This is a genomic window from Methylobacterium sp. WL69, from assembly GCF_008039485.1.
In the GTDB taxonomy this organism is placed as follows: Bacteria; Pseudomonadota; Alphaproteobacteria; order Rhizobiales; family Beijerinckiaceae; genus Methylobacterium.
This window is the reverse complement of sequence record NZ_VRUZ01000122.1, coordinates 1-10,169: the sequence shown is the minus strand read 5'-3', so window position 1 is coordinate 10,169 and position 10,169 is coordinate 1. Positions and strand designations below refer to the sequence as shown.

The following is a 10,169-nucleotide window of genomic DNA, read 5'->3' as shown; positions in this document are numbered from 1 at the left end:
CCCTCCGGATCGTCGCCGAGCAGGATGGCGCAGAGGCCCCGCTCGGTGGCCGCCACCGAGGACGCGTGCTGGGCCGCCGTCGCCGCCCGCGATCCGGCGGCGGACGGGCGCTTCGTCTACGCCGTGCGCACCACGGGCGTGTATTGCCGGCCGGGCTGCGGCGCCCGCACCCCGCGCCGGGCGAACGTGGGTTTTTACGGGACCGCCGCGGCGGCGCGGGCCGCGGGCTTCCGCCCCTGCCTGCGCTGCCGCCCCGACGCTCCGCCCCTGGCCGCGCGCCACGCCGCGGCCGTGGCGAGCGCCTGCCGGCGGATCGAGGCGGCCGAGGAGCCCCCTGCCCTCGCGGCCCTGGCCCGCGCCGCGTCCCTGAGCCCGTTCCACTTCCACCGGGTGTTCAAGGGGATCACCGGCGTGACCCCGAAGGCCTACGCCGCGGCCGTGCGGGCGGGGCGCCTCGCCGCGTCCCTGCCCGAGGCCGGCACCGTGACGGAGGCGGCCTATGCGGCGGGCTACGGCACGGCGGGCCGGTTCTACGCCGCCGCCGGACCGCGCCTCGGCATGGCGCCCGGCGTGTTTCGGAAGGGCGGGGCGGGCGTCGCCATCCGCTTCTCCGTGGCGGCCTGTGCCCTCGGCTTCGTCCTGGTGGCGGCCACCGAGCGGGGCCTCTGCGCCATCCTGCTCGGCGACGATCCGGAGGGACCGGTCCGGGACCTCCACGCGCGGTTTCCCCGGGCCGCGATCACCCGGGACGAGGCCGGCTTTGCGGCGCACGTGGCCGAGGTCGCGGCCTTCGTGGCGGCGCCGCAGGGCGGCCTCGCCCTGCCCCTCGACATCGGCGGCACCGCCTTCCAGCAGCGGGTCTGGGAAGCCCTGCGGGCGATTCCGGCGGGGGAGACCGCGACCTACACGGACATCGCGCGCGAGATCGGCCGGCCCGCCGCCGTGCGGGCCGTGGCGCTGGCCTGCGCCGCCAACGCCCATGCGGTGGCGATCCCCTGCCACCGGGTGGTGCGCGCCGACGGGGCGCTCTCGGGCTACCGCTGGGGCGTCGCCCGCAAGGCCGCGCTGCTGGCCCGGGAGAGGACCCCCGTGGCCGAGGACGGCGAGGGACCGGACCCGGCGTGAGGGCCGTCCCGCATGGGCCACCCTTGTCCGCGACCCTTGTCCGCCGGGCCGGGGCGGGGGAAGAGGGACCCCGGCCCGTGAAGAGGAGTCCCGATCCGTTGCGCGTGACACCGCCCTCCCCCGCCCGGCCCGCCGGGAGCCCGCCGTCGGCCCTGGCCGCCTATCCGATCCTCGCCGGCACCATGCTGCTCTGGGGCGGCAACGTGGTGGCGGGCAAATGGGCCGTGGGCGAGGTCTCGCCGCAGGTGCTCACCTGCCTGCGCTGGGCCTTCGCCTGCCTCGTCCTGGCCCTGCCGGCCCGGGCCGGCTTGCGGGCCGAGTCGGGCCGCCTGCGACCGCACTGGCCCTACGTGCTGCTCATGGGCGCGTGCGGCTACACCCTCTACGCCAGCCTGTTCTACGCCGCCGGCCTCTACACCACGGGGATCAACATCGCCCTCTTCCAGGGCTCGATCCCCGTCCTCGTCATCCTCATCAACTACGGCGTCCACCGGGTCGCCGTGGGCGGGGCGCAGGCGCTCGGCGTCGCCGTGACCCTGGCCGGGGCGGTGGTGGCGGCCACCCACGGCGACTGGCGGGTGCTCACCCATTTCGGCTTCAACCTCGGCGACGTGCTGATGCTCGCCGCCTGCCTGTTCTATGCCGGCTACACCGTGGCCCTCGGCGCCCGGCCGAAGGTCTCCGGCCTGACCTTCTTCACCGCCATGGCGCTCGCCGCCTTCCTCACCGCCCTGCCGCCCCTCGCCGCCGAATGGGCGCTCGGCCATACGATCTGGCCGACGCCGAAGGGCTGGCTCATCGTGGCGTTCGTGGCCCTGGGGCCGAGCCTCCTGGCCCAGCTCGGCTTCATGCGCGGGGTCGAGCTCATCGGCCCGAACCGGGCGGGACTGTTCGTCAACTTCGTGCCGATCTTCGGGGCCGGCCTCGCCGTCGTCTTCCTCGGCGAGCCGTTCCGCTGGAACGACGCCCTGGCCCTCGGCCTCGTCATCGGCGGCATCGCCATCGCCGAGCGCCTCGGCCGGCGGCGCTGACGGACGCCGAAGCCTTCAGGGACCCGCCTGCCCCGCCACCGCTCGGCGCAGGGCGGTGAGCAGGGCGCCCTCGAAGGCCAGGGCCGAGCCGTAGTGGAACTCGATGTCGAACGGCTTGCGGGCGTTCATGGAGAGGGAGGCGCTCTGCATGGCGATGAGCCGGCCGGCCTCGTCGAACAGGCCCGAGCCCGAGCCGCCGAAACCGTCGTTGCAATCGTGGCGCAGGCGCCGGATGCCGCCCTCGCTCGGCGGATCGACCTGACGGATGGCGCAGGTCTCGAGGCTCGCCGGCCCGCGATAGTTCTCGTGCCCGCCGGGGGACACCATCACGACGGGCAGCCGCATCGGCCCCTCCCCCAGCTCGGGGGCGGCCGGCAGGGGTTGCGGCCGGGCGCCCTCCACGGGCCGCACGAGGCGCAGGATCGCCCAGTCGTCGGTGATGTGGAGCGCCTGCGCGGCCGGTTCGGCCCCGAGCTCCATGCTGCCCGGCACGAAGTCGTAGTTGCGTCCGCCGATCTGGAAGAAGCAGTCGCCGACCTCGCGGGTGGTCTCGAGGCGGCGATTGCGGAAGTTGTGGGCGTTGAGCACCACCACGGACGGATCGCCGACGAGCCAGGCCGCCGCCGCCTTGCGCGGGATGCCGTCGGGCCCGTGGCAGAACAGCACGCCCGCCCCCGGATAGCGGTCGATATCCGCGCCCGTGAGGTCCCGGCGTCCGTCCCTCGGATAGAGGGCGGCCAAGCTCCATGCCGAAAAATCCTGCGCCGGGGCCGGTCCGGCGGCGCAGAGCAGGGCCGCCAGGGCGATGCCAAGGCGGTCCGGAATCCCCGCGCGCGCGGTTGCGCGTCTCCGCCCAGCCCTTGGCGCCATCTTTCCCCGCTCCCCGCCATCGGCCCGTTCGTCCGGGCCGTTGTGACAGTGGTGCGACGGCCCCCTGGGGGCGGTCAAGCGACGGGTCGCCGCTGCGCGATCCTCACGCTCTATTTGCCAAAGTTTCCCGACTAGAAATGTCGGATCGTCTAGAGACTTTGCGACAGGAAGATGGCTAGAAATAAGGGCTGAAGGGACAGTAATAAGCTTCTTATAAGACTACGCTAGTCTGATAAAAGCTTAAGAGCGCGGCGGTTCTTCTGAGGATCGCGGCGCCGATGTTCCGAAACGGCGGGAGAAACAGCCACGCACGACCGCAGGGTCGATAGACGGGGCGGCAGCTGAGGAGACGCACGATGATGAGGTACTTGAGTTCCGTGTCGGTGCTGGCCGTGATGGCCCTGGCGCCCATCGGGATGGCCACCAGTGCGGCCGCCAACGACAAGCTCGTCGAGCTGTCGAAGAGCGACGAAAACTGGATCATGCCCGGCAAGAACTACGACTCGGACAATTACAGCAAGCTCAAGCAGATCAACACCGAGAACGTGAAGCAGCTCAAGCCGGCCTGGAGCTTCTCCACCGGCCTGCTCAACGGCCACGAGGGCGCGCCCATCGTCGTCGACGGCAAGATGTACATCCACACCTCGTTCCCGAACAACACGTTCGCCCTCGGCCTCGACGATCCGGGCCTGATCCTGTGGCAGGACAAGCCCAAGCAGAACCCGGCCGCCCGCGCCGTCGCCTGCTGCGATCTCGTGAACCGCGGCCTCGCCTACTGGCCGGGTGACGGCAAGGTGCCGTCCCTCATCCTGAAGACGCAGCTCGACGGCAACGTCGCCGCCCTCAACGCCGAGACCGGCGAGACGGTGTGGAAGGTCGAGAACTCCGACATCAAGATGGGCTCGACCCTGACCATCGCCCCCTACGTGGTGAAGGACAAGGTGATCATCGGGTCGTCCGGCGCCGAGCTCGGCGTGCGCGGCTACCTCACCGCCTACGACGTGAAGACCGGTGCCCAGGTGTGGCGCGCCTACGCCACGGGTCCCGACAAGGACCTGCTGCTCGGGCCCGACTTCAACGTGAAGAACGCCCATTACGGTCAGAAGGGCCTCGGCACCTCCACCTGGGAGGGCGATGCCTGGAAGATCGGCGGCGGCACCAACTGGGGCTGGTACGCCTACGATCCCGGCACCAACCTGATCTACTTCGGCACCGGCAACCCGGCGCCGTGGAACGAGACCATGCGTCCCGGCGACAACAAGTGGACGATGACCATCTTCGGCCGCGACGCCGATACGGGTGAAGCCAAGTTCGGCTACCAGAAGACCCCGCACGACGAGTGGGATTACGCCGGCGTCAACGTGATGATGCTGTCGAACCAGAAGGACAAGGACGGCAAGGATCGCAAGCTCCTCACCCATCCGGACCGCAACGGCATCGTCTATACCCTCGACCGGACCGACGGTTCGCTCGTCTCGGCCAACAAGATCGACGACACCGTCAACGTCTTCAAGTCCGTCGACCTGAAGACCGGCCAGCCGGTGCGCGATCCCGAGTACGGCACCCGGATGGACCACCTCGCCAAGGACGTCTGTCCCTCGGCCATGGGCTACCACAACCAGGGCCACGATTCCTATGATCCGGAGCGCAAGCTCTTCTACATGGGCATCAACCACATCTGCATGGACTGGGAGCCGTTCATGCTTCCGTACCGTGCGGGCCAGTTCTTCGTCGGTGCGACGCTGAACATGTACCCCGGCCCGAAGGGTGACCGTCAGAACTACGAGGGTCTCGGCCAGATCAAGGCCTACAACGCCATCACGGGCGAGTATAAGTGGGACAAGATGGAGCGTTTCGCCGTGTGGGGCGGAACGATGGCCACCGCCGGCGACCTCGTGTTCTACGGAACGCTGGACGGCTACATCAAGGCCCGTCACTCCGACAACGGCGACCTCCTCTGGAAGTTCAAGCTGCCGTCGGGCGCCATCGGTTACCCGATGACCTACAGCCACAAGGGTGATCAGTTCGTCGCCATCTACTACGGCGTCGGCGGATGGCCGGGCGTCGGCCTGGTGTTCGACTTGCAGGACCCGACCGCCGGCCTCGGCGCGGTGGGCGCCTTCAAGAAGCTCGCCAACTACACCCAGATGGGCGGCGGCGTGATGGTGTTCTCCCTCAACGGCAAGGGTCCGTACGACGATCCGAACGTCGGCGAATACCTGACGGCCGCCAAGAAGTAAGTCTCGATCCCAGGACCAGGACCTCGCCGGCCTCAGGGCCGGCGGGGTTCCCACGACGCCCGAGATTTCGCGCGCGACGGCCAACGCGAGGACACGCCATGTCCCGCCCGAGATGCCCCGCCCGAGCGCAGCCCAGAAAACAACCGAACAACGGATCTCACCCATGTCGCTCGTCACCGGACGTCGCCGCGCGGCGCTCCCGGCCGCCTCCCTCCTGGCGCTGGGTCTCGTATCCTCCGTTCACGCGGCCGAGGACGCGAAAGCGCCGGCGCCCGCCGACGACAAGACCCTGCGCGTCTGCGCGGCGGTGCAGCCGCCCCTCTCGCTGAAGGACGGATCGGGGTTGGAGAACCGGATTGCCACGGCGGTCGCCGAGGCCATGGGCCGCAAGGTCCAGTTCGTCTGGTCGGAGAAGCCGGCGATCTACCTCGTCCGCGACGGCCTCGACAAGAAGCTCTGCGACGTGGTGGTCGGCCTCGACAGCGACGACCCGCGCGTCCTCGTCACCAAGCCGTACTACCGCAGCGGCTACGTCTTCATCACCCGCGCCGACCGCGACCTCGACATCAAGTCCTGGGCCGACCCGCGCCTGAAGAGCGTCGACCACATGGTGGTGGGGTTCGGCACCCCCGGCGAGGCGATGCTGAAGGATATCGGCCGCTACGAGGAGGACATGGCCTACCTCTACTCGCTGGTGAATTTCCGCGCCCCGCGCAACCAGTACACCCAAATCGACCCGGCCCGGATGATCAGTGAAGTCGCCGGCGGCAAGGCCGACGTCGCCGTGGCCTTCGGCCCCGATGTCGCCCGCTACGTCAAGGATTCGGGCACGCCGCTCCGGGTGACGCCGGTGCCGGACGACACCGTGCGCAGCGACGGCCAGAAGATGCCCCAGAGCTTCGACCAGTCCATGGGCGTGCGCCGGGACGACACCGCCCTGAAGGCCGCCCTCGACGCCGGCATCGCCAAGGCCAAGCCGCAGATCGACGCGATCCTGAAGCAGGAGGGGGTGCCCCTCGCGACCGCCTCGAACTGATCCGCGCAAGCCCCGGGCCGCTCGCAGGGGCGGCCCGCCCAGAACCCGACCGGACGGTCGGAGAACCCCATCAGAGCGATTTCATGCGTCATCTCAAAGGCCTTCTGGCCGGATTCGTCGGCCTCGGCCTCGTCACCGCCGGGTTCTCGGCCGGGCTCTCCGCCCTGGCGCAGCCGGCCTCCGGCCCGCAGAGCGGGTTCGTGTTCCGCAACACCGTCACGGGCGAGCAGCTCGACGTGTCCCAGGGCAAGGAGGGCGGCCGCGACACGCCGGCCGTGAAGGAGTTCTTCCAGACCGGCAAGAACCTCTACATCGACGACAAGTCCTGCCTGCGCAACGGCGAGTCCCTGTTCGCCACCTCGTGCTCGGGCTGTCACGGGCATCTGGCCGAGGGCAAGCTCGGGCCGGGCCTCAACGACAATTACTGGACCTACCCGTCCAACACCGAGGACACCGGCCTGTTCGCCACCATCTTCGGCGGCGCCAACGGCATGATGGGGCCGCACAACGAGAACCTGACCCCCGACGAGATGCTGCAGACCATCGCCTGGATCCGCCATCTCTATACCGGTCCGGCCAAGGACGCCGTCTGGCTCAGCGCCGACCAGAAGAAAGCTTACACGCCCTACAAACAGGGCGAGACCTTCCCCACGGACGTGAAGGGCCAGTGCAAGCCGCTGGAGAACTAGCGTCCCTGGGAAGTCACGCCGCGTGACGTGCGCGCGGTGAACGATGAGCGGCCCACGCGCCGCGCCAACCATAAACGGAGGAGACGAACATGCGGACGTTCATTTTTGCGGTGGCGCTGGGTGCAGGCGCAGTGCTGGCGAGCCCGGCGATGGCCTACGACGGCACCAAGTGCAAGGCCGCCGGCAATTGCTGGGAGCCCAAGCCCGGCTTCCCCGAGAAGATCGCCGGCTCGAAGTACGACCCCAAGCACGACCCGAAGGAGCTGAACAAGCAGTCGGAGTCGATCAAGGGCATGGAAGAGCGCAACGCCCGGCGCATCGAGGCCGCCAAGAAGTCCGGCAAGTTCGAGTACGACGTCACCAAGCTGTCGTCGAACTGAGCCGACGGCGCGCGTTCACCCTCGCCTGTCCGCGCTCGAACGCCGGCCCCTCTCCCCGCTCGCGGGGAGAGGACCGCAGACACCCCGGCGTGTCTGCGGTGAGTGCAGCCGGAGCGTAGGTGCGGGGGGGGCTCGCCGGACGAGCCTCAGGCGGAGCCGCCCCCTCACCCTCGGCTGCCGCCTCGTTTCGGACCCGACAAGGGGTCCGAAACCCTCTCCCCGCAAGCGGGGCGAGGGGATGCGTGCAACCCGGTTGGATTTCCCGCCTCAGAATGCCGGGCAGCCGTTTCCCAGCTTAAAGATTCAAGGCCCCCGCGTGATGAACGAGACCCGCCCCGGCGACGCGATGCTCACCGATTGGCGCGAGGCCGCCGGCCGGTTCGAGCGGGCCGTGGGCGGCGCCGTGGTCGGCCAGGCGCGGGCGATCCGCCTCCTCACCATCGCGATTTTCGCCCGCGGCCACGTGCTGCTCGAGGGCGATGTCGGCGTCGGCAAGACCACCCTGCTGCGGGCCGTCGCCCGGGCGCTGGGCGGCGCCTACGAGCGCGTCGAGGGCACCGTCGACATGATGCCGACGGACCTCATCTACCACACCTACCTCGCCGAGGACGGCCGCCCCCGCGTCGAGCCCGGACCTGTCCTGCGCCGGGCCGAGGACCTGTCGATCTTCTTCTTCAACGAGATCAACCGCGCCCGGCCCCAGGTGCATGCCCTGCTCCTGCGCCTCATGGCCGAGCGCAGCCTGACCGCGTTCAACCGCGAGTACCATTTCCCCAACCTGCAGGTCTTCGCCGACCGCAACCGCGTCGAGCGGGAAGAGACCTTCGAGCTGCCGGCGGCCGCCCGCGACCGCTTCCTCATGGAGATCGGGATGGAGGCCCCGCGCGACGCCGAGAGCCGCCGCGCCCTCGTGTTCGATCCGCGCTTCCACGACACCGACGCCCTCATCGCGGGCATCGACGCCGACGTGCTGGACCACGCCGCCATCCCGGGCATCGCCAGGGCGATCCAGCACGGGATTCAGGCGAGCCCGGCCATCGAGGCCTACGTCGTCGGCCTGTGGGAGGCCCTGGTGCGTCCCGGCGGCGCCGGCATCCGGCTTCCCGGCATCGACATGGAGGCCCTGGTGCAGGGCGGGGCCTCGCCCCGCGGCGTCGCCTTCCTCGTGCGCGCCGCCAAGGTCCGCGCCTGGCTCGAGGGCCGGGACTGGCTCGTGCCCGAGGACATCCGCGCCGTGTTCCCCGAGGTCATGGCCCACCGCGTCTTCCTCGAACCCGTCTACGAGATGCGCCGCGCCGCCATCGTGCCCGAGCTCTGCCGCGCCGTGTTCGACACGGTGCCGGCGCCGTGAGGGAGCCCGATCCGCAGGCCGACATCGTCTACCGTCCGCGCGGGCGGGTGCCGGGCACCGCCGCCGGTGCCCATCGCGGCCGCGACGCCGGGGGGCTCGGCACCTTCCGCGATCAGGTGCCGTTCCTGCGCATGCCGGATGCGCGCCGCATCGACGTGCGCGCGACCCTGCGCGATCCGTTCGAGGGCACCCATGTCCGCCGCTTCGAGAGCCGCACGGCCATCGAGGTCTGGGCCCTCGTCGATCTCTCCGCCTCCATGCGCTACCGCGGCGCGGCCGACCGCATGGCCCTCGCCGCCGCCCTGTGCGGGGGGCTCGCGGCGTCGGCCACCCGCATCGGCGACGGCTTCGGCCTCATGGGCTGCGACGGCGCCCTGCGCGCGGACGTGTCGATGCCGGCGACCCGCCGGCGCGGGATCGGCGCCTCGGTCCAGGCCCGCCTGTTGGCCGCGCCCTGCACGGGCGCGCGGGCCGACGGCATGCGCGAGGCCGGCCGCGGCCTCGTCGGGCGGCCCAAGATCGTGTTCGTCGTCTCGGATTTCCGCTGGCCCGAGGCCCTGATCGCGGAGGTGTTCGCGAGCCTGGCCCGCCACGACCTCGTGCCCGTGGTGCTGGCCGATGCCTCCGAGGACGAGGGGTTGCCGGCCTGGGGCCTGATGGAGCTCGACGACCTCGAGGGCGCCGGGCGCCGGACCGTGTTCATGCGCCCGGCCCTGCGCCGGCGCTGGCTCGCCCACGAGCGGGCCCGCACCGACACCCTGCGCCGCATCGCCATGACCTACGGCCGCCCGCCGTTCCGCCTCGAAGGCCGCTTCGAGGCCGACGCCCTCACCCGCCACCTCATCGGGACCTGATGCGAGTCCTTTTCCCCGTCCTCGTGTGCCTCTTCGCCGTGTCCGGCGGGGCGCAGGCCCAGGTGCGCTCCGTCGAGGTCCGCACCCCGCGCGCCTTCGGCTACGTCCTCGGCGACGTCGTGCGGGCGCAGGCCGACCTCGTCGTGGATGCGGGGTTCACCCTCCAGGCGGCCTCCCTGCCCCAGCCCGGGCCGCTGGCCTACTGGCTCGACCTGCGCGATCTTCGCGTGGAGGAAACCGTCACCGGCGATGCCCGGCGGGTGCGGATCGTCCTGACCTACCAGAACTTCTACGCCGCCCTCGACGTCCGCGCCCTGGAGATCCCGGGCTTTTCCGTGACCTTCGAGAGCGCCGGCGCCCACGGCGCCACCACCGCCACGGCGCAGGTACCGGCCTGGTCCTTCACCATCTCGCCCCTGCGCGAGGTGGTGCCGCCCGCCCGCGAGAACCCGGCCGACTACATGCGGCCGGACGGGCGCGTCGCCGCCATCGACGCGCAGCCCCTGTGGTGGCGGGCGGGGGGCTTCGGGGCCCTCGCCCTCCTGGCCTGCGCCGGGCTCGCCCGCGACCGGGCCTGGGGGCCGTTCCGGGCG

The 10,169-nt window shown here is 70.9% G+C and carries 9 protein-coding genes and 1 pseudogene; 9 read left to right on the top strand and 1 reads right to left on the bottom strand.

The genetic code is table 11. The annotated features are described in order from the left end of the window. The first annotated feature begins 24 nt into the window (after positions 1–24). Both ada and FV218_RS20570 read left to right on the top strand, forming a co-directional pair. Positions 25–1,125 (top strand): bifunctional DNA-binding transcriptional regulator/O6-methylguanine-DNA methyltransferase Ada, encoded by a 1,101-nt coding sequence (gene ada / locus FV218_RS20575; protein WP_147711359.1) that lies wholly within the window; start codon positions 25–27, stop codon positions 1,123–1,125. Between the two features lie 182 nt (positions 1,126–1,307). Then, on the top strand, positions 1,308–2,156 hold the full coding sequence (locus FV218_RS20570) for a DMT family transporter (protein ID WP_147711360.1): 849 nt from the start codon (positions 1,308–1,310) through the stop codon (positions 2,154–2,156). A gap of 15 nt (positions 2,157–2,171) precedes the next feature. On the opposite strand, the gene FV218_RS20565 is transcribed toward FV218_RS20570, so the two are convergent. Then, complete coding sequence (locus FV218_RS20565; protein WP_147711358.1) at positions 2,172–3,026, bottom strand: trypsin-like peptidase domain-containing protein; 855 nt, start codon at positions 3,024–3,026, stop codon at positions 2,172–2,174. Between the two features lie 356 nt (positions 3,027–3,382). Between FV218_RS20565 and FV218_RS20560 the strand changes: the two genes are divergently transcribed. The 7 genes and pseudogenes from FV218_RS20560 to FV218_RS20530 form a co-directional block, all read left to right on the top strand. Then, on the top strand, positions 3,383–5,266 hold the full coding sequence (locus tag FV218_RS20560) for a methanol/ethanol family PQQ-dependent dehydrogenase (RefSeq protein ID WP_056096299.1): 1,884 nt from the start codon (positions 3,383–3,385) through the stop codon (positions 5,264–5,266). 163 nt (positions 5,267–5,429) lie between these two features. Then, positions 5,430–6,302 carry a methanol oxidation system protein MoxJ gene (moxJ, locus tag FV218_RS20555; protein ID WP_147711357.1) on the top strand — a complete coding sequence of 291 codons (873 nt, stop codon included), beginning with the start codon at positions 5,430–5,432 and terminating at the stop codon, positions 6,300–6,302. Positions 6,303–6,385: 83 nt separating this feature from the next. Beyond that, positions 6,386–6,991, top strand: coding sequence for a cytochrome c(L), periplasmic (gene moxG, locus FV218_RS20550; RefSeq protein WP_056096305.1), 606 nt, complete (start codon positions 6,386–6,388; stop codon positions 6,989–6,991). An 89-nt stretch (positions 6,992–7,080) separates the two neighbouring features. Continuing rightward, on the top strand, positions 7,081–7,371 hold the full coding sequence (locus FV218_RS20545; RefSeq protein WP_056096307.1) for a methanol dehydrogenase [cytochrome c] subunit: 291 nt from the start codon (positions 7,081–7,083) through the stop codon (positions 7,369–7,371). 319 nt (positions 7,372–7,690) lie between these two features. Beyond that, a complete protein-coding gene (locus FV218_RS20540; protein WP_056096310.1) occupies positions 7,691–8,722 on the top strand; it encodes a MoxR family ATPase in 1,032 nt (343 codons plus the stop codon). Then, on the top strand, positions 8,719–9,576 hold the full coding sequence (locus FV218_RS20535; RefSeq protein ID WP_147711356.1) for a DUF58 domain-containing protein: 858 nt from the start codon (positions 8,719–8,721) through the stop codon (positions 9,574–9,576). The genes FV218_RS20540 and FV218_RS20535 overlap by 4 nt, the downstream gene beginning before the upstream one ends. Then, positions 9,576–10,169 (top strand): annotated as a pseudogene (locus FV218_RS20530) (nonribosomal peptide synthetase MxaA); the annotation flags it as partial. The gene FV218_RS20535 and the pseudogene FV218_RS20530, both read left to right, overlap by 1 nt.

Coding starts and splice junctions, on each gene's coding strand:
- ada (WP_147711359.1), top strand. CDS start 25: ATGGCGCAGAGGCCCCGCTCGGTGGCCGCCACCGAGGACGCGTGCTGG.
- FV218_RS20545 (WP_056096307.1), top strand. CDS start 7,081: ATGCGGACGTTCATTTTTGCGGTGGCGCTGGGTGCAGGCGCAGTGCTG.
- FV218_RS20560 (WP_056096299.1), top strand. CDS start 3,383: ATGATGAGGTACTTGAGTTCCGTGTCGGTGCTGGCCGTGATGGCCCTG.
- FV218_RS20570 (WP_147711360.1), top strand. CDS start 1,308: ATGCTGCTCTGGGGCGGCAACGTGGTGGCGGGCAAATGGGCCGTGGGC.
- FV218_RS20565 (WP_147711358.1), bottom strand. CDS start 3,026: ATGGCGCCAAGGGCTGGGCGGAGACGCGCAACCGCGCGCGCGGGGATT.
- moxG (WP_056096305.1), top strand. CDS start 6,386: ATGCGTCATCTCAAAGGCCTTCTGGCCGGATTCGTCGGCCTCGGCCTC.
- FV218_RS20540 (WP_056096310.1), top strand. CDS start 7,691: ATGAACGAGACCCGCCCCGGCGACGCGATGCTCACCGATTGGCGCGAG.
- moxJ (WP_147711357.1), top strand. CDS start 5,430: ATGTCGCTCGTCACCGGACGTCGCCGCGCGGCGCTCCCGGCCGCCTCC.